The 19,477-nt window shown below is 34.9% G+C and carries 21 protein-coding genes and 1 pseudogene; 7 read left to right on the top strand and 15 right to left on the bottom strand.

Annotated elements, in window-relative coordinates:
* Positions 1 to 2: 2 nt before the first annotated feature.
* The 5 genes from ABWH96_RS05835 to ABWH96_RS05815 all read left to right on the top strand — a co-directional run bounded on the left by ABWH96_RS05835 (position 3) and on the right by ABWH96_RS05815 (position 3,933).
* The gene (locus ABWH96_RS05835; RefSeq protein WP_013453753.1) at positions 3 to 206 is read left to right on the top strand and encodes a hypothetical protein; all 204 of its coding nucleotides are present in this window, start codon (positions 3 to 5) and stop codon (positions 204 to 206) included.
* On the top strand, positions 190 to 1,152 hold the full coding sequence (locus ABWH96_RS05830; RefSeq protein WP_375580552.1) for a c-type cytochrome: 963 nt from the start codon (positions 190 to 192) through the stop codon (positions 1,150 to 1,152). The genes ABWH96_RS05835 and ABWH96_RS05830 overlap by 17 nt, the downstream gene beginning before the upstream one ends.
* A 244-nt stretch (positions 1,153 to 1,396) precedes the next feature.
* Positions 1,397 to 2,806: a cytochrome c oxidase accessory protein CcoG gene (gene ccoG / locus ABWH96_RS05825; protein ID WP_375580551.1), complete on the top strand. Its 1,410-nt coding sequence runs from the start codon at positions 1,397 to 1,399 to the stop codon at positions 2,804 to 2,806.
* A 2-nt stretch (positions 2,807 to 2,808) separates the two neighbouring features.
* The gene (locus tag ABWH96_RS05820) at positions 2,809 to 3,228 is read left to right on the top strand and encodes a FixH family protein (protein WP_375580550.1); all 420 of its coding nucleotides are present in this window, start codon (positions 2,809 to 2,811) and stop codon (positions 3,226 to 3,228) included.
* A gap of 3 nt (positions 3,229 to 3,231) precedes the next feature.
* Positions 3,232 to 3,933 (top strand): sulfite exporter TauE/SafE family protein, encoded by a 702-nt coding sequence (locus tag ABWH96_RS05815; protein ID WP_375580549.1) that lies wholly within the window; start codon positions 3,232 to 3,234, stop codon positions 3,931 to 3,933.
* Between the two features lie 15 nt (positions 3,934 to 3,948).
* On the opposite strand, the gene ABWH96_RS05810 is transcribed toward ABWH96_RS05815, so the two are convergent.
* Together ABWH96_RS05810 and ABWH96_RS05805 are read right to left on the bottom strand one after the other, a co-directional pair.
* Entirely contained in the window at positions 3,949 to 4,221 is a 273-nt protein-coding gene (locus ABWH96_RS05810) for a type II toxin-antitoxin system YafQ family toxin (RefSeq protein ID WP_375580548.1), read from the bottom strand.
* The gene (locus tag ABWH96_RS05805) at positions 4,221 to 4,430 is read right to left on the bottom strand and encodes a hypothetical protein (RefSeq protein WP_375580547.1); all 210 of its coding nucleotides are present in this window, start codon (positions 4,428 to 4,430) and stop codon (positions 4,221 to 4,223) included. Before ABWH96_RS05805 ends, ABWH96_RS05810 begins: the two co-directional genes overlap by 1 nt.
* A gap of 217 nt (positions 4,431 to 4,647) precedes the next feature.
* Here ABWH96_RS05805 and gcvT point away from each other — a divergent pair.
* Both gcvT and ppgK read left to right on the top strand, forming a co-directional pair.
* Positions 4,648 to 5,738 (top strand): annotated as a pseudogene (gcvT, locus tag ABWH96_RS05800) (glycine cleavage system aminomethyltransferase GcvT).
* Between the two features lie 199 nt (positions 5,739 to 5,937).
* Positions 5,938 to 6,666 carry a polyphosphate--glucose phosphotransferase gene (ppgK, locus tag ABWH96_RS05795; protein WP_375580546.1) on the top strand — a complete coding sequence of 243 codons (729 nt, stop codon included), beginning with the start codon at positions 5,938 to 5,940 and terminating at the stop codon, positions 6,664 to 6,666.
* A gap of 2 nt (positions 6,667 to 6,668) precedes the next feature.
* On the opposite strand, the gene ABWH96_RS05790 is transcribed toward ppgK, so the two are convergent.
* The 13 genes from ABWH96_RS05790 to ABWH96_RS05730 form a co-directional block, all read right to left on the bottom strand.
* The gene (locus ABWH96_RS05790) at positions 6,669 to 7,739 is read right to left on the bottom strand and encodes a hypothetical protein (RefSeq protein ID WP_375580545.1); all 1,071 of its coding nucleotides are present in this window, start codon (positions 7,737 to 7,739) and stop codon (positions 6,669 to 6,671) included.
* A gap of 12 nt (positions 7,740 to 7,751) precedes the next feature.
* A complete protein-coding gene (locus ABWH96_RS05785; RefSeq protein WP_375580544.1) occupies positions 7,752 to 8,594 on the bottom strand; it encodes a tol-pal system YbgF family protein in 843 nt (280 codons plus the stop codon).
* Positions 8,563 to 9,387, bottom strand: coding sequence for a hypothetical protein (locus ABWH96_RS05780; RefSeq protein WP_375580543.1), 825 nt, complete (start codon positions 9,385 to 9,387; stop codon positions 8,563 to 8,565). The genes ABWH96_RS05785 and ABWH96_RS05780 overlap by 32 nt, the downstream gene beginning before the upstream one ends.
* A complete protein-coding gene (yidD, locus tag ABWH96_RS05775) occupies positions 9,384 to 9,773 on the bottom strand; it encodes a membrane protein insertion efficiency factor YidD (protein ID WP_375580542.1) in 390 nt (129 codons plus the stop codon). The genes ABWH96_RS05780 and yidD overlap by 4 nt, the downstream gene beginning before the upstream one ends.
* Positions 9,766 to 10,443, bottom strand: a complete 678-nt coding sequence (locus ABWH96_RS05770; protein ID WP_375580541.1) for a hypothetical protein — start codon at positions 10,441 to 10,443, stop codon at positions 9,766 to 9,768. Before ABWH96_RS05770 ends, yidD begins: the two co-directional genes overlap by 8 nt.
* A 60-nt stretch (positions 10,444 to 10,503) precedes the next feature.
* A complete protein-coding gene (locus ABWH96_RS05765) occupies positions 10,504 to 10,941 on the bottom strand; it encodes a hypothetical protein (RefSeq protein WP_375580540.1) in 438 nt (145 codons plus the stop codon).
* 107 nt (positions 10,942 to 11,048) lie between these two features.
* On the bottom strand, positions 11,049 to 12,236 hold the full coding sequence (alr, locus tag ABWH96_RS05760; RefSeq protein WP_375580539.1) for an alanine racemase: 1,188 nt from the start codon (positions 12,234 to 12,236) through the stop codon (positions 11,049 to 11,051).
* 84 nt (positions 12,237 to 12,320) lie between these two features.
* On the bottom strand, positions 12,321 to 13,466 hold the full coding sequence (locus tag ABWH96_RS05755) for an amidohydrolase (RefSeq protein WP_375580538.1): 1,146 nt from the start codon (positions 13,464 to 13,466) through the stop codon (positions 12,321 to 12,323).
* Positions 13,467 to 13,483: 17 nt separating this feature from the next.
* On the bottom strand, positions 13,484 to 14,554 hold the full coding sequence (locus ABWH96_RS05750) for an alanine racemase (RefSeq protein WP_375580537.1): 1,071 nt from the start codon (positions 14,552 to 14,554) through the stop codon (positions 13,484 to 13,486).
* Between the two features lie 2 nt (positions 14,555 to 14,556).
* Entirely contained in the window at positions 14,557 to 14,994 is a 438-nt protein-coding gene (locus ABWH96_RS05745) for a GNAT family N-acetyltransferase (RefSeq protein ID WP_375580536.1), read from the bottom strand.
* Between the two features lie 4 nt (positions 14,995 to 14,998).
* The gene (locus tag ABWH96_RS05740) at positions 14,999 to 16,600 is read right to left on the bottom strand and encodes a sodium:solute symporter (protein WP_375580535.1); all 1,602 of its coding nucleotides are present in this window, start codon (positions 16,598 to 16,600) and stop codon (positions 14,999 to 15,001) included.
* 166 nt (positions 16,601 to 16,766) lie between these two features.
* Positions 16,767 to 17,516, bottom strand: coding sequence for a succinate dehydrogenase/fumarate reductase iron-sulfur subunit (locus ABWH96_RS05735; protein ID WP_375580534.1), 750 nt, complete (start codon positions 17,514 to 17,516; stop codon positions 16,767 to 16,769).
* Between the two features lie 26 nt (positions 17,517 to 17,542).
* Positions 17,543 to 19,477: a fumarate reductase/succinate dehydrogenase flavoprotein subunit gene (locus ABWH96_RS05730; RefSeq protein ID WP_375580533.1), complete on the bottom strand. Its 1,935-nt coding sequence runs from the start codon at positions 19,475 to 19,477 to the stop codon at positions 17,543 to 17,545.

Genomic DNA, 19,477 nt, shown 5'->3' with positions numbered 1-19,477 from the left:
ACATGTTTAAGCACTATTTCGAAACAATTGAAAATGTGGAAATATTCCCCATCATTTCGCTAAGTATATTTTTTATTTTCTTTATCGGACTGATTTGGTGGGTGATAAGAGCAGATAATGGCTATATCAAAAAAATGAAATCCTTACCCATGGAAGAGGATATTGTTACATACAAAAATGATTCAAAAGATGAAAAAAGTCACTAAAATGATATGGAGCAGCCTTTTCCTTTTAGGATTGGCCGTAACTCCAGTTTTTGCACAGGTGGAAGAAACTGTGGAAGAAATGGAAATTGAAAAAGTTAGTATGTGGGAACAACTCATGCAATCAGAACAAGGCCGTCTATTATTATTAATAGGCGGACTTCTGGCTGTGTTGATTGTATTAATGGTGATCTTGGCCATTTTAATGGTCAAAACTGCTGATTTAATTTTAAATAAAAAAGCAGCTGAAAAAGGTGAAGAACGCTTAAGTTTCTTCAAGCAATTTAAGCAAAAATGGATTACTGGTAAATTTAAGCCTGTTGATAAGCAAGGTGACATGATGCTGGACCATAATTATGATGGAATTCAGGAAATGGATTACAGCATGCCACCTTGGCTAAGGTACGTATTTATAGGAACATTTTTATTTGCTGTTTTCTATGTACCCGCCTTCTTGATTTTCGATATTATTCCAGATCAGCAAACGGAATATCAAGCTTCTATTGAGGAAGCAGCACTAAGAGCTGAGGCTCGTGCAAAAGCAGGCATGGTTCAAATCACAGCTGAAACTGCTGAGTTACAAACTGATGAAGAAGTAATGAAAGCAGGACAGGTTTTATACAAAAAGAACTGTGCCGTTTGCCATGCCGATGATGGTGGTGGCGGAGTTGGTCCAAACCTAACAGATGATTATTGGATACACGGAAATGACATTAAAGGTGTATTTACTACAGTATCTGAAGGTGTTCCAGCAAAAGGCATGATTCCGTGGAAAGGAAATATGAGTCCGAAGCAAATTCAGGATGTATCAAATTATGTTTTGAGTTTAGTGGGTACTACCCCTGCTAGTCCGAAAGAACCACAAGGCGAAATCAAAAAGCAAGAAAAAGCGGAAGAACGCATAGAAGAGAATGTGGATGAATTGCCTGAGGTGGAGGAAGTGGAGTAGAAATAAATTGAAACCTGACAGGTTTAGATTGATGCAAGTAATTGTTGCACCACCTAGCGTGTTTTCGCACTTGCTTTTTTCTGTGCGTCACCCCTGCGAAGGCAGGGGTCTTTAAATTTTAACCTTTGGTTAAAATATTAAAAAAAAGGGATGGAGTCATCCTGAATTAGAACCAAGATTAAATTAAGACCTTTCAGGTTTTGAAAACCTGGAAGATCAAAAAGTACAACATACAACAAGTAAAATGGACAATTTAGACCAAGAACAATTTAGAGGACAACTCTCCACCGTTGGAGAGGGAGGAAAGCGGAATTGGATCTATCCCAAAAAACCAAAAGGGATTTTTCATAATTACAGAAGGGTTTTGGCTTGGTTGCTATTAATATTATTCTTTGCAGGCCCTTTCATAAAAATTGGAGGGCATCCTTTACTGTTATTCAATATATTTGATCGTCAGTTTGTGATTTTAGGAAGTGTTTTCTGGCCACAAGATACTCACCTGTTAATTTTCCTATTACTGATATTTGTAGTCTTTATTTTGCTCTTCACTGTAGTATTTGGAAGAGTATGGTGCGGCTGGGCTTGCCCGCAAACCGTATTTATGGAAATGGTTTTCCGAAAAATTGAATACTGGATTGAAGGAGATGCTAATCAACAAAGAAAACTAGCTAAAGCTCCATGGACTTGGAACAAAATCTGGAAGAAAACGGCCAAACAAGGAGTATTTCTGCTCATTTCCTTTTGGGTTTCTCATACATTTATGGCTTATCTAATTGGAATCGGTGAAATGACTGAAGTCATTCAAGCTGGTCCGCAAGCCAACTGGAGTGCTTTTACTGGACTATTAGTTTTTACTGGCATTTTCTATTTTGTATTTTCCTATTTCAGGGAACAAGCTTGCACAGTAGTTTGCCCGTATGGAAGGCTACAGGGTGTTTTCCTCGATAAAAAATCCATAGTGGTGATTTATGATTGGTTGAGAGGCGAACCAAGAGGGAAATTAAAGAAGAATGAACCTCAAGCTGATAAAGGCGATTGCATTGATTGCAATTTGTGTGTGCAAGTTTGTCCTACAGGTATTGACATCAGAAACGGGACTCAAATGGAATGCGTGAACTGCACCGCCTGCATTGATGCTTGTGATGAAGTAATGACAAAAATTAATAAACCAAAAGGACTAATTCGCTTTGACTCTGAAGAAGGCGTAGAGAAAAAGAAGAAAAAGCTGATTACTCCAAGGGTTATGGCTTACTCTGTAGTTTTGGCTATTTTGGTTGGCGCAATGGGATTTTTATTGGTGGGCAGAGCTCCAATTGAAGTTACTATGACTCGAACTCCTGGCTCTATTTATCAGATTAAAAATGATTCTATTATTAGCAATATGTATCAAATGGAGATGATTAATAAGTCCTTTGATCCTATGAATCTGACTTATAAGGTGAAACCGAAATCAGCTTACTTATTTTTCCCATCAGGACCAATTGAGGTTTTGGAAGGCCAGGAAAAAGATGAGGTTTATGTTTTTGTGGAAATGACTAGAAGAGAATTTGCAAAAATAGATGAAAAAATCCAAGTTGAAATTTACCGAGAGGATGAATTGATTCAAACCATTGATTCAAGATTTCCTGAACCTAACACTTTTAGTAGAAAATAATTATGAACTGGGGAAATAAAATAACATTAGTATTTATAGGATTCGTGATTCTGATCGTTTCCATGGTCATTTTCAGTACACAGCAAGAGTTCGACATTGTGGAAGAGAATTACTATGAAGAAGAAATAGCCTACCAAGGAAAAATGGATGAAATCCAAAATGGAAATGACTGGAATGGAGTAGTTTCGGTGAAGCAGGAAGGCAATAATCTGGCCTTGAAATTTGAAGGAGCTGAAAAGGTAAATGGTAAAATTCAATTTTATAGACCAGCAGATGCAGATTTAGATTTTTTTGTTCCCATCAGTGAGGAATTGAACATTCCAATTGAAAAATTTAAGGCAGGCAGCTGGAAAATTTCTTTTAACTGGGAAATGGATGGCAAAAGGTATTTTAAAGAGGAACAAATTTTTATTCAGCGTTAAAAAATGATCTGGGCAGCACTAAGCATAGGTTTATTAGGCGGGATACATTGTACTTTTATGTGTACCCCATTAATGCTGGGTGTTTTCCGAAATCAATCCATGGCTTGGGGATTTGCTGCTTACCAAACTGGTAGGATTGTCACTTACATCATTTTAGGTTTGGCCTTAGCTTTTGTAGGAGAAAGTTTATCCATTTTAGGCTGGCAAAATAGCCTTTCCATCATCATGGCCGTTTTCATAGTTTATTTTTATGTATTGCCTGCCCGGCTCCGATTTTTAAAGTTTATCAATAAAATCGAATCTGTTCCCTATCAAAAAGTAAAAGATGGATTCAAAAAATTTATAGGCAAGCAAGATATTCTCTCCAGATTTTCAATTGGTTTGCTAAATGGACTTTTACCATGCGGGCTAGTGTACTTAGCACTTTTAAGCTCCTTTGCTACCGAAACCATAATGGATTCTGTTGTGTTTATGGCAGTTTTTGGATTGGGCACGCTACCTTGGATAGTAGGAAGCGTTTGGGCTGGAAAAGTTACTTTCAGAAAATTAAATGGCTTTACTCAGAAATTAAGACCAGTACTAGCGTTAACATTAGCTTTGTTTCTTTTCCTAAGAGGACTGGAAGTTCAATTTATCCACATTCCACTTCCTGATTTAGGGCAAGCACAAACGACTATGGATATTCCTATTTGTGGGGAGAGGTGAGAAGAGGATTTAATTCTAAAACAATTGAGAGTGTGAGCCTAATCTAGCTAAACTTATCTCTTTAACACTTTCATCTTTTTGCCAAATTAACAATAAATCAGGCTTAATGTGACATTCCTCAAACCCTTTATAATTTCCTGTAAGTTTATGAGGTTTGTATTCCTTATCTATTGTACCATTTTCTTCTAATTGTGTAATCACTAATTTAAGCTTTTCAATGCTTGATTGTTCGTTTTTATACTTTTTTAAATCTTTTTTAAATTGACTTGTATAATAAAGGGTGTACATTAAATATCTAATTCTTCAAATAACTCAGTGGATGTTTTACCTACTTTTTTTCCTTTCTTATTTTCTATTTCAGCCATTGCTTTCAAGGTGGTTTCATTAGGGGTTTTAATTACCTTGATACCTCCTTTATTTTTAAAAGCATTGATAATTTCAATTACAGTTTGACCTGCTTTGCTGTTCTCATTAATTTCTAAAGTTATTGTTTTCATATCACAACTATTATAAAACAAATATACGAAATTTTGATAAGAAGTTTTAATCACAAATAATACTAACTAGCATTATCAAACCTAATAAATAGCTTACTATATATATTTAAAATTCCAAATTCTAGAACTTTGGAAAAGGTCACCCCAAACCGCTTCATAATCCTAGATTTTCCATACTTTTGCCTATCAGGAAACTTAAGATCATAATTCAACTACTATGGAATTGAAAAAAATTGCAATAAACCACATTCACGAGCAACTAGGTGCTAAAATGGTACCCTTTGCCGGTTATAATATGCCTGTTTCTTATACAGGATTAATAGAAGAACATAATACCGTCCGCAATGCCGTGGGGATTTTTGATGTTTCTCACATGGGAGAGTTTTTGATTTCAGGGCCAAAAGCATTGGACTTGATTCAAAAAGTTTTTAGTAATGATGCCTCTACTTTAGTCGTAGGTAAAGCGCAATATGGCTATTTACCAAATGATAAAGGCGGAATTGTAGATGATTTATTGATTTATAGAATCGGTGAGGAAGAATATATGTTGGTGGTGAATGCTTCCAATATTGAAAAAGATTGGAATTGGATAGCCAAACAAAATGAGGACTTCGGAGCTATTATGAAAGATATTTCTGATGATTTTTCTCTTTTTGCTGTTCAAGGTTGCCAAAAGCCGAAGACACTTTGCAAAAGCTGACCACTGCTATGGATTTATCGGCTATCAAGCCTTTCCACTTTCAAGTAGCGCCTTTTGCGGATACTAAGTATGTAATTATGTCCAATACAGGTTATACTGGTGCTGGTGGTTTTGAAATTTATTTACACAATAAAGATGCGGAAAGTGTTTGGCGCAAAATTTTAGATGCAGGTGAAGAGTTTGGTATCAAACCTATCGGATTAGGTGCAAGAGATACCTTAAGAATGGAAATGGGCTTTTGTTTATATGGAAATGATATAGATGACACTACCTCGCCTATTGAAGCTAAACTAGGTTGGGCGACAAAATTCACCAAAGATTTCATCAATGCTGAAAATCTTAAAAAACAAAAAGAGGAAGGTGTTGAACGTAAATTAATTGCTTTTCATATGCTGGACAGAGGGATTCCAAGAAAAGGCTATGAAATATTAGATATGGAAGGTAATACTATTGGATTAGTAACATCTGGAACACAATCTCCTACCTTATATCATGGAATCGGAATGGGCTATGTTAAAACAGAATTTGCTAAGCCTGAAACAGAAATTCAAATTGCCGTTAGAAAAAACCAAATTAAAGCTGTGGTTAAAAAACCACCTCTTATTTAATAAAAATACTGACTTGATAATCCCTGTTGATAATTAATAAGCAGGGATTATTTTTAGTTTTTAATCTTCTTCAATGTCAGACATTTCGAAAATTCGATATTCCTCTATTAACTTTTACTTTTCGTACTTGAAATCATAAATCACTTTTTTCAAGCTAAAAAATATTCTAACTTAAGTGGTGAAACTTAACATATAAAACTTGGAAGTATTAGGTATTGACATCGGAGGCTCTGGAATGAAAGCAGCTATAGTGGATTTAAAAAGTGGAGAATTCGTCACTAAACGCAAAAGATACAAAACCCCTCAGCCAGCTACTCCAGAAGCAATGATGGTAACCGTAATTAAATTACTAAAACATTTTGAGTGGACAGGCCCTATAGGATGCGGATTTCCAGCAGCTATCATAGACGGCACCGTAAAAACTGCCTCAAATATTGATAAAAGCTGGATTGACAAGCCATTGGCCAATATGATTCGAAAAGCCACGGGTTGTGCTACAAGGGTCATGAATGATGTAGATGTTGCAGGTTTAGCTGAAATGCGATTTGGAGCTGGAAAAGGACATGAAGGGACTGTATTGATATTAGCCTTAGGAACAGGTATTGGTTCAGCATTATTTCACAATCAACAACTCATGCCCAACACCGAATTAGGGCATATTCAATTCAAAGGCGATATAGCGGAGGCTTATGCAGCTAATTCCATTAGGGAAGATGAAGACTTAAGCTGGGAAGTTTGGGGGAAAAGATTGAATCAATATTTGGTTGAAGTTCATAAATTAGTCTGGCCAGACCTCATTATCATAGGAGGCGGAGTGAGCAAGAAGTTTAAGAAGTATGAAAAATACATTGATGAAAAACTTAAAGTCATTCCTGCTGAATTAAAAAATCATGCAGGAATAGTGGGGGCTGCTAGTCAGTTTTTATAAAATTAATTTAAATCCTTCTCCAAATAACCAGTCAGACTGTACTTATAGGCTTCAATTTCAATCTTTTCTTTTAGATATAAATCATTTTCAGTTAACTCGTATAAACTATTATACAACAAAGAAGAAAGATGATTTCCTCCTCCGTTATTTTGAATGAATTTCAAAGCCTCCTCTAGTTTAAACTCTTTTTCATCTTTACTGGTTTCATTAAACTTTGTCATATAAATTGCATTATAACAAACCCCATATTTCTTAAAATATGTTTTTTCTGAGCTTTCCAACTTTTGAATTAAACTCAATACAGATTCCTTCTCATTATTAGTGGCGATGTGGCTTTCAATCACCAACTCATGAAACTTTAAATTATTCGGATGCTTTTGTAAAAGTTGCAAAGCAAAACCCAATGCTTTATGAGGTTGATTTTCAAGTCTTAGGTAAATATGTGATAGGTACACTAATGCCTCAGTAGCTAAAATACTATTACCTTGAGCCACTTCTTCCAACCATAATAAACCTTTTTCTTTATCCCCCTCTTTAAAAAACCACATTAAGGTCCCGAATACAGGATTTTCAGTTTTGTAATACTGATAATAATAATGGTATAAAGATGCCAGAAATTTAACTTCATCTTGCTGGGGTTTACTTTCCAAATGATCTTTCACCACATCATATACCTTAGCGCCATTTTGAAATGATTTATAATAATTTCCTTGATTATAATTAAACTCAGCCCTCAATAAAGCACTATTTACATAATGATAATTATCCTCTTTTTCATCATCTTGATAGTCTGTTGCCTCTAAATATCTATTATATTTTTTCAATATCTTCTCGTTTTGCTGATGAATTGGTAAATAACACCAGCGCATATAATGAGCTTTAAGAAAATTAAAATGTGAAGGCTCTTGAATGCTGTCAATAGTGGCTAATAAGCTATCGGCATCTGAAAATTGGAAGTTATATAGTTTTTCGAAGAATTGCTGATCTTTTTCACTGTCAATCTGAGAAAAGGCTGTAAAATTAAAGTGAATAAATAAGTAGAAATAAATCAGTTTTCTTAGATAGTTTTTCATCTTCACTTATCCTTAATACAATGCAGGATGTAATTTAAGAATTTCCTTATAAGCCTGTGACCTATATTCCTCCTCTTTATCTAATGCCGTTTGCTTAGCTATCCTATACCCTCCTTCATGATAACGTTGAAACCATGGCAAAACCACTAAATAGCCTTCTAATATGGAAAATTGAACTACAAAATTAAAATATACGCCAACTAATGCAGCTGTTAATCCCATGGAATTTAACCCATCTTTCCAATTACCATATAGAATCTGGCCACTTCCAGGCACTACTACGCTCATCCACATGGCCAAGTTCGGTTTTACTTTATCAGCTCTATTATTGAATTGATTAACCTTCAAATAAGCACTTTTATCATTCAATTTCATCTCTTCAGCATATCCATCGAATATATATTGAAATTGATCATAGTCCTCTTTTAAATAGTAGGCTATGGATTTAAAATATTGTTTTTTGAGATTTATCTCAGGATTATTAAAATCATTTACCGCTCCCAACGTAATAATAGCTTGGTTGTAATTGTTAATACTCAAATAAGCCAAACACTTTTTAAAAATGTAATCATTCTTTTTTTCAATATCCTGTTCCAAAAAAGATGCATTATTATAAAAGCGAATAGCTCTTTCCACATCGCCTTTCTTGAAATAAGCTTCTGCTAGTTTAAAATAAGTATCGGGTGTTGTGTTTTCTGCAAAATAAATTGCCCTTTCATAAGCCAAAACACTGTTGGAATAATTCCCCGCTTCAAATTGCTCTTGAGCAAATTGCAATGCTTCTTCCACGGATTGAGCATTTACTTGAAAAAAGGAAAACACACTAATAACTAGCGCGAATAATAGCTTCTGCATCTTTTTCAATTTCTAACCAATAATTTTGATTATACACCTGAGCTGCTTTTCTCGAACCGTATAAATTCCCTGCATAAAAACCTGTTGATACGCCTGCAAACACCCATCCAACTGTAGAAGATGTACCACCTTTACTAAATCCTCTGTAGGATTGAAAAGCAGTTCCTGCTACCACCAAAAAACTAAAAACACCATCTTTGTAATTTCCAGTATAAAACTTACCACTTCCTGGTAACACAGTAGACATTAACATCGCTACCCAAGGCTTTTTAGGCTTAAATGACTCAGTTTGTTTTGAAAGCCTTATCAAACCAGAAATTGAAGGGTGGTCAGAATTAGATAATTGCGGAATTTTTGTTTCTACTTCCTGCCAATTTCCAGCCATAATATCTCGGTGCAAGTTATAAACAACTCTTTTCTGGTGGTCTATAGGCAGATTATCTGAATTCTTATCAAACCTATCAAACTTCTTTCCTAGAACAAGCATCTGTAAATACAATTCGGCCATAGGATTAGAAAAATCGATTAAAGAAGGATATAGGGATTCAGTTCTTTTAACTGCTTTATCTATTTCTCCATTTTGAAAATAACTATCCACCAAAGCAATCTTTAATGAATCATTATCTTTTTCCATAAAAAGCAACCTTTCATACTCAACAGCTGCCAACTCATATTGACTACTTTTAAATAAATAGGAAGCAAATTCCTTACTTTTATTGAGTGTATAAATATCTTGAGCTTGGGAAAAATCGGCAGTCCAAACGACCAAGAAAATCAAAAATAATATTCTCATTGTACTTTTAGGGGATCAATTAACAGATTGGTTTCAGGGTCAACTTTGTATTTCTCTGGAGCTAATGAATGACATCTTGACAAGCGGTCAAAACCATTCATCATTCCTTTTAAAACACCTTGTTTCTTAACAGCTTCAAGTGCATAAACAGAACAAGAAGGTGTAAAGGAACAAGACTGTGCATCCTGAGAGGATATAAAAGATTTATAAAAAAGAAATAATCCTGAAAACAATAATTGAACTTCGTTTGTATTTTGATGAACGTGTTCATACTGGTTCTTTATTTTAATTTTCTCGACCGAATGATCACTAAATTTAACCTCACTCAATAAGGCTAACTCATTTGAAACTTGTGACCATAAATTCAGACTTAAGGTATTAATCAATAAGATCAATATGATACATCTCGTCATTTTCCAATTCATCAACTTTTATATTCTTAAATGTAGTAATTTTATAATATTCTTCTCCATGAAGATAGGATACTTGGATTACTTTTTGAGGAAAAGGCAATCCTTTTACACTGACATAATCTTTATAAAATCTTTTTCCCATGATTTCTCCATTAGGTTTAAACATTACTATGCCAAATAGCTGATCATTCTTCAAGGATAAAACAGCCTTTCCCAACTTATCTTTAAAATTATCATCAGGAAACCACTCTATGATGGTTTGATCCTTAGATTCTTCAATAGAATTGATATAATAACCTGTCTTATCCAGCCCATAATTTTTCAAATCCCCACTTAATGCTAGGTTAAAGATTGAAAATCTATTGGTATTAGGAGTGAATACCTGTTTAATAATCTGTTCTTTTTCAACAACATACATTTGTGTATCTGCCATTACCAATGTCTTCCTTTCAGGAAAAGAAACTTGATAAATAATTTTGTTTATCCTTTTATCAAAATACACTTCTCCTTTATAAAATTCTTTACCACTAGCCGTATTTTCCTTAATAGTAAAATCAGCTGTTATTCTGAAATATGCTTGTGAGTTGGAATTGGGCAACCAGCTTATAAAGAAAAATAAAAAAATAAATAACCTTTTTTCCATAATTAAAAAGCCTAATCTTAATAAAGATTAGGCCGAATTAAAAATATTAATTTAATAAATTTAGTAATAATAAAAACCAAAACCACCACTGAATAAGAAACCAATCCCTGCACCAATGAAATAAGAAATTTTATGATCACTTCCCTTATTATCATTTAATAATACAGTGAAAATACCTATAGTTGCACCAATTGGGAAACAACAAAATCCCCAAGCAAAAGATCCCCACTCGAAATTATCAATCGAGAATCCATTCTGACCCATCATACCCTCTGGCCCGTAAGACAAATTCATGCCTGCAACCAAACCTGCATTTTCTTCATAAATGTTATGGATAGTAACATTTTCATTCATAGACACATAAGCTTCAAGTTCGTTTAACTCAGCAAACTCAGTATTAATCTTTTCTTCATTCAATTCAAATAAATCTGTGTTCGTAGCATAGCCTGATGATAAAAACATAAAGCACGCCACAGTGGCTAATAGTAATCTTTTCATGTTAAATGGTTTTTAAGTTTTACATATTTTAGCGTTGAATTAACAAACATTATACCTAATTAGCAATAAGAATTGTAATAATTATTCTAAATTCTTGAATATTTTGACTAAATCACAACACTTCTAGGTGTATCCATTGGCAATCTGCTCAATAATTCATAATTCAATTGATTACTTAACTCTCCAAAACTTGCCACAGTAACCTTGACTTTTCGATTGCTTCCAATTAAAATTACCTCATCTCCTTTTCCAACATTTTTACATTCGGTCACATTAATAATCATCAGATTCATGTTAACCGTCCCAATTACTGCCACTCTTTTTCCATTTACAATTACTCTTCCCTGATTGCTTAAAGAACGTGCAAATCCATAAGCATAGCCTACTGGAACAGTAGCAATCTTCATTTTCTTAGTTGCTTGATAACTCGTGCCGTAACCTATAAATTCTCCTACAGGCACTTCCTTTACTGACATAATTTTACTCCTCCAGCTTATTACTCTTTTTAGCGGATGCTTCACTCTCCTATCAAGTCCATCTTGCCCATGACCATTACTCCTTTGATAAGCAATAAAAGTCTCCTGGCTTGGCCAAAAACCATATAACAATATACCAATTCTTACCATATCCATCTGCGTTTCAGGATAGGACATAGCTGCAGCAGAACAGGCAGTATGTTTCCTCTTTGGAATCAAGCCATTTTCCTCAAACAAATCACAGATTTTTTTGTACTTTCTTATTTGATCTACTACTCGAAGATAGTTTGTGATACTTTCAGCACCTGCATAATGAGTGCAAAGTCCTTCAAAGGAAATGAATTCTTCATTTTTCTTTATCATTTCCATCACCTCTTCTAAGTGCTCCTCTTCAAAGCCCGTGCGGTTCATCCCTGTTTCTACTTCTAAATGAATCTTTGCTTTTTTACCTAACTTTTTGGCAAAATGAATGGCTGCCTTTAATCTACCTATTTCAAAAACATAAAACTCTACATCCTTTTCAATTGCCCATTCTGTTTCTTCATCTTCCATCCATCCCATTATCATAACATCAGTTGATTTTTTCTTCACTTGGCAAACTTGCTCTGCCTCGTGAGTAGAAAATACAGAAAGATGTTTAACATTGGCAGATTCAAAAAGCGGAACCATTTCTTTTATTCCATGACCATAAGCATTACCTTTTAGAACTGCTGATAGTAATACATTTTCAGCTAACTTCTTTCTTACAAATCGTACATTTTGCCTAACAGCACTCTTACTCAAGGTAATTGCGGAAGTACTAAATAAATTTTTGTTCATGATGTTGGGAAATGAGTGATTAACAATTCAAATCAAAATACTAAATGATAGGGTTTTAATAAATTGTTCTTATACTCAATGATATTAAATAAGCTTGAAATAATTAATAAGTCCGGCATACATATTAACTCCTGATTCTATAATATCATCAGGGAAGTCATAAGTTTCATCGTGGAGATGTGGAGAATTTTCTCCTGCCCCAATTCCAAAAAAGCCTGTCTTCATTTGAAGTTTGTATTGACCAAAGTCTTCGCTCCATTTAAAAGGCTTTTCTAATTCCTTAAAATCCACCTTCACACTTTCCCCAGCATTTTTCATTATTTGAAAAGCTTCTTCTGTATTTTCAGTAGCAGGAAATGTTTCAGTATAAGATATTTCATAATCTAATTGTTCTTTTTCAGCTTGTTCTTTCACCAAGCCCTCAGCGTACTCTATTAGTTCTTGCATATCCTTATCCTTCATAGCTCTGAGGGTTATTCTAACTTCTCCATAACCTGGAGAGGTGCCAAAAGCAATTTCCCCTAATTCTGAATGAATAACTGTTGCTAAGGTTAGGTCTGAGAATGGCTTTATCATATGAACAATTGTCATTTTAGTAGTGATTTCGGCCATTGCCATCACTGGACTAATACCATATTCGGGCTCTGCCGCATGACTTGTCTTACCAAAAAGTTTTATGACCATCCCTCTTGAAGCTGCTGCAAATGTCCCTTTTTTAGTAAGAATTTGTCCTTTAGGATATCCCACTATATTATGTAATCCAAATAAATAATCTAATTGGATATCAAGTTCTCTTAAGCCTTTATTAATGCGTGCAGCTCCTTCTCCTGTTTCTTCTGCAGGCTGAAAAACCAAGTAGACATTTCCCTTTTTCATTTTCTTCTGTCTAAGATATGGAGCAATACCTGCAACCATGGCCATGTGTCCATCATGTCCGCATTTGTGGGCAGTATGAGGAGTTTTAGATCCGTATTCAAGCTCTATAGTTTCAGCAATATGAAGGGCATCTAGATCAGCACGGAATCCAATATTCTCTCCTTCCTTTTCTCCTTTAAATAAGGCAATTACTCCAAATCCCCCAACATTTTGCCAAATTTGGTCGGGTTTGAACTTTTCAAGAAATTCAATTATAATCTTTGAAGTTTTTTCTTCCTGATTGGATACTTCAGCATTGGCATGTAATCGATGTCTTAATGATACAAGCTCTTCTACATCAAGTTTTAAATCCATAAAAAATAAATTAAAACTTATTCTACCGTCTTTTCAATATAGTTGGAATTCAATATTCCTAATGCTCCCATATATTTCACCTTAAAATTGATCAAGTCACCTACTTTTCTTTTTTTATTATTGTCACCTAGATCAATTACAATCATATCGGAACTTGATCCTACAATTTCAAAATCATAACTTTCTAAAATCAGGTATTTGGGATCAATATCTAAAACCCCTATATCCAATATAGCCCTAAAGCTAGTTTCTCCGTATAATGATTCATCTATTTCGGTAGTTTCTCCCTGCGGATTAGCTGCCATCTCACCCATTGGTACTTTTGGCTTTTCAGTGATTTCTATAATCTCAGTAAAAAGCTCTAAACAATCATCATGCATTCCTTCAATGGTTGTTTCATCAAATAAATTAGCACCAAAATACAGTGTTTCCCCTATCCTAAAATGATTGACTCCAGCAGGAATTTGCTTATTCATGATTAAAGGGATGGTAACAGAAGTACCTCCTGAAACCAAAGGTAATTTTCTGTTGAATTTCAGTTCTATTATTTGTTTATACAAGCTAAGCTGAATGAGTTTGTCTTGAGAAGGCATCACCCCGTGCAAACAATTCAAATTAGTTCCTATTCCTTCAATTTGAATGTTTGGTAATTCAAAAACCTTGGCATAAAAGTCAATTAAATGATCTCCCATTACCCCTTCCCTTAAGTCACCTGTTTCTACCATAATGATGACTTTATGGGTTTTATTTTGCCTAACGGCTTCATCAGAAAGCAGTTTAAGAGTATAATATTCAGTATTCATACTCATATCGGCATAGCTTACGATATCTGGAATACTCCTTTTTGCTGGTGGTTTTATATAACAGGTTTTTACTGTAGAATCAATCTCCTTTACCTTCTGAAGATTTTTAATCCTTGAATCATGAATCTCACGAAACCCAAGATTTATAACCTCTTTTAAATAGAGTTCATTACCACAAAAAAGTTTGGTTACAGCTCCCCAATCAAGATTATTGTCAGTAAAAAGTTTATGTAAAAAATCAAAGTTATGTTTTAATTTATCTTTGTATAATTTTAAAAATGCCATGTTTATTTTTTTAACCTCATCTCCAAATATTTATTGGTGAAGCCTAATTTCTCGTATAAGAATTTAGCAGGATTTTCAGGTTCTACATGAAGGGCAATATCACCTTTAGCAGTATTAATTGCTTTTTTCATCAACTCTTTACCTACACCTTTCCCCCTCTGATCAGAATGAACAGCTATGTAAACCAATATGTTTTCAGGAATATAACCTGACATACCCGTTTGGTTAACTACAACTGCTCCTTTTATACTTCCACTTTCTCGAGCTAATACTACAAATCCACCTTGGTGGCCAAATGAGCTGAGTGCATAATCCAAACATTTCATGATATCATCTTTGGCATCACCAAATTCATCGAGATGGGTATGAAGGAAATCTGCAATCTCATTTTTTTGTAATGTTGTTGCTGAGTCTATTGAAGTTAGTGTTTGATATTCCATGTAATTATTTGTTTTTAGGATATATTAGAGAGTAAGTTACAAAAATTATTGCTGAAATTAAGATACCAAATACGTTAGGATCTAATCCGAGAGGTAATTTAAATAAAAAATCAGTAAATGGAAGGTCAATTATCTGCATTTTGTTGATTGATTCTACCACCTGACCAGGAGTCATACTTTCTAGATTTATCCCTGAAAATTCAAATTTTGACTTTGCTTCACTAATAAATGTTCGTAATTCAGGCATTTTAGTTGCAGTATTGAAGGTAATTTTATTGGCTTGTAATAATGCAGTAGTAAATCCTCCGGCTATCATTGCCATAAATGCGGCATTATTATTACTCTTTTTCCAAAACAAACCTCCTAAAATTGGGACAAATAAGCCCGATACCATGAATGCATAACTATAAAGCATTAGGCTTAAAACATTCTCCATAGCACTTGCCAATAAAAGTGCAACCCCGCCAATTATTAAAGTGACAATTTGGGATAGTCTAAGTTCTTTTTTATCCGAATTGAATCGAGTTGTGAATTTTTTAATAAAATCAGAAACAAAATTTCCAGAAGAGGCCATCAGGCAACTATCTGCCGTAGAAAGTATTGCTGAGAAATAAGCGGACATCATTATTCCCAGAAGACCAACGGGCAATACGGTTGCTAACATCATAGGTAATCCCTTTTCAGGATCAGCTTGCGCAATATTTTCCGGACCTAGACTTGCAAACATACCCTGGTCAGCCGCTACTCTTGCTAAGACCCCTAATGCTACTCCCATAAATGCCATAATTGGCCATTCAAAAATACCCGCTATAAACCATGCTTTCTTTGCCGTTTTCACATCTCTACTGGCATAAATTCTTTGATATAAGGTCATACCAACAAACCAAATTGGAATAATGGTAACTACCCAATACACTATATCTTGCCAGCTGATATTAGTTAAGGAGAGCATTTCCGGATCCAAAGTTTCTTTTATTGCAGACCATCCCCCCACGGCATTATATGAAAGAGGAATCCCTATGAATATAAGTCCACTTAATAAAATAATCCACTGAATAGTATCAGTATAAATCACAGCCTTTATTCCACCCATCACCGTATAAACTACAGCAATGACACCCATGATAATTAATGCTTGATTCAACCCAAGCTCAGGAAATGTACCAGATGCAAGCTTTGCTCCCGCTAAAATTTGAGAACTAGTAAAGCCTAAATAGCCTATTGCTGAAATTAATGCTGCTACTAATGCTGTTTTTCTATCGAAGAAATAAGCAAATAGCTGAGGCATGGTGTGAAATTTTTCAAATGCTTTGTTGCCCCTGACTATAGGAATAAGAAAAACGGCTGCTAACCAGGCGCCAATTAAACCAGTGAAAAGCATCCAAGATCCAGAAATACCGATTGTGAAACCTAATCCACCTAAGCCTATGGAAAATCCTCCTCCTACATCTGTGGCCACTACGCTCAAGCCAATATGCCAACTGGTCATTTTTCTTCCGCCTACATAATAATCATCCATGCCTTTATTTGAGCGAAGGAAATAGTATCCTACCCCAAGCATGGCAATCATATAAACAATAAAAATTGAGATATCTATTATATGCATCCGATAGAAAATCTGATATAAGTTGAAGTATTCAAAGAAATCTTAAACTACAAAAAATTTAACAAATGGTGAAATTTGAAGTTATTTTGACTTTTAATATGATTTCATTAAACTTTAATAATAAAAAAAAGGGCCGAAGCCCTTTTCAAAATTATTTATGAGAAGATTATTCTTGAGAACCTACTTTAGCTCCAAGATATTCTCTATTCATTCTTGCAATATTAGACAAATCGATACCTTTTGGACATTCAGCTGAACAAGCACCTGTATTAGTACAAGCTCCAAATCCTTCTTCATCCATTTGAGCAACCATTTTTTGAGCTCTTTCTGCACTTTCTACTTTACCTTGTGGTAACATTGATAATTGTGAAACTTTTGCACTCACAAATAACATAGCCGAAGCATTTTTACATGCTGCAACACAAGCTCCACAACCAATACAAGTAGCAGCATCAAATGCTTCGTCTGCCACAGATTTTGGAATTGGGATTTCGTTTGCATCAGGAGTACCTCCAGTGTTTACGCTAACATAACCACCAGCTTGAATCACTCTATCAAATGCGCTTCTATCAACCGCTAAATCCTTTACTATAGGAAAAGCTTTAGCCCTCCATGGCTCAATAGTGATGGTTTCACCGTCCTGGAAGCTTCTCATGTGCAACTGACAAGTAGTTACACCTCTCAAAGGACCATGCGGCTCTCCATTGATGTACATACTACACATTCCACAGATTCCTTCACGGCAATCGTGATCGAAATGTACAGGATCTTCATCTTTCTCGATTAATTGCTCATTTAAAACATCAATCATTTCCAAAAATGACATATCTGAGGATACACCATCCAATCCATAAGTTTTAAATGCTCCTTTATCTTGATTATTTTTCTGTCTCCAGATTTTTAAATTGAATTTCATAATTAAATATTTTTGATGACTAAAGCTTACTTATAGCTTCTTTGTGTCAGTTTTACATTTTCAAATATCAATTGCTCTTTATGAAGCTTTTCTGGTTGTTCAGGTTCAGTATATTCCCAAGCAGCTACATATGCAAAATCTTCATCATTACGTTTTGCTTCGCCTTCTGGTGTTTGGTGTTCCTCTCGGAAGTGACCTCCACAAGATTCTTCTCTGTGCAATGCATCATCAATCATCAATTCACCTTGCTCTAAGAAATCAGCTACCCTTGAAGCTTTTTCCAATGAACTGTTGAATTCTTCATTAGTACCCAACACTTTCACATTTTTCCAGAAATCAGCTCTCAATTCTCTCACCATTTCTTTGGCCTTCTTCAAACCTTCAGCAGTTCTGGACATTCCGCAATAATCCCACATGATCTTTCCTAATTCTTTGTGGTATTGGTCAACAGATTTTGTTCCTTTTATAGAAAGCAATTTATCAATATTATCTTTTACTGATTTTTCAGCTTCTTTGAAAGCTTCGTGATCCGTTCCAATTTTTTCGTATTTCTCACCAGCCAAATAGTTACCTATTGTGTAAGGAATCACAAAATAACCATCAGCCAACCCTTGCATCAAAGCACTAGCTCCTAATCTATTTGCTCCATGATCAGAGAAATTAGATTCTCCAGTAGCATACAATCCGTCAATATTTGTTTTCAAATTGTAATCAACCCAAAGACCACCCATAGTATAGTGGACAGCAGGATAAATCATCATCGGCTCTTTATAAGGATTGCTTCCAGTTATTTGTCTATACATATCGAACAAATTACCATATTTTCCGGCAATTGTATCTTCTCCATCTCTATTGATAGCATCTCTAAAATCAAGATATACTGCCTTTCCAGATGAATTTACACCTCTACCTTCATCACAAACATATTTTGCATTTCTTGAAGCTACATCACGAGGAACCAAGTTACCAAATGCTGGATATTTAGTTTCTAGGTAATAATCTCTTTCATCCTCACTTAAGTCGTTAGGATGAATTTCTTTATTTCGTATTTTCTCTGCTAATTCTTTTGTTTTAGGCACCCAAACTCGGCCATCATTTCTTAATGATTCTGACATCAAAGTCAGTTTAGATTGGTGGTCACCACTAACAGGAATACAAGTTGGATGAATTTGCGTATAGCAAGGATTTGCCATCAATGCACCTTTTTTGTGCGCTCTCCAGGCAGCAGTTACATTTGAGCCCATTGCATTGGTAGAAAGATAGAATACATTTCCATATCCACCAGAAGCTAAAACAACTGCATGTGCACTGTGTGATTCAATTTTTCCTGTTACCAAATTACGAGTGACGATACCTCTTGCTTTCCCATCTACCATCACTAAATCCAACATCTCAGTTCTTGGAAATAGCTCTACTTTACCATTGGCAACCTGACGGCTTAAAGCACTGTAAGCACCTAATAATAATTGCTGCCCAGTCTGGCCACGAGCGTAAAAAGTACGTGAAACTTGAGCTCCACCAAAAGAACGGTTGGCCAATAAACCACCATATTCTCTTGCAAAAGGAACTCCTTGCGCAACACATTGATCAATGATGTTAACACTTACTTCTGCCAATCTGTATACATTCGCTTCTCTAGAGCGGTAATCACCACCTTTTATAGTATCGTAGAATAAACGGTAAACACTATCACCATCATTTTGATAGTTTTTTGCAGCATTGATACCACCTTGAGCAGCGATAGAATGTGCTCTTCTTGGGCTATCCTGAAAACAAAATGCTTTTACATTGTATCCCAGTTCTGCTAAAGAAGCCGAAGCAGAAGCCCCCGCCAAACCAGTACCCACTACAATTACATCATATTTACGCTTGTTAGCTGGATTCACCAGCTTAACATTAAATTTATGATTTGTCCATTTCTCTGCTAATGGACCTTCAGGTATTTTTGATTCTAAATTCAT

This window comes from Marivirga tractuosa (genome assembly GCF_042140215.1).
GTDB classification, from domain to species: domain Bacteria; phylum Bacteroidota; class Bacteroidia; order Cytophagales; family Cyclobacteriaceae; genus Marivirga; species Marivirga tractuosa_A.
This window is presented reverse-complemented; position numbering and strand designations above follow the sequence as displayed.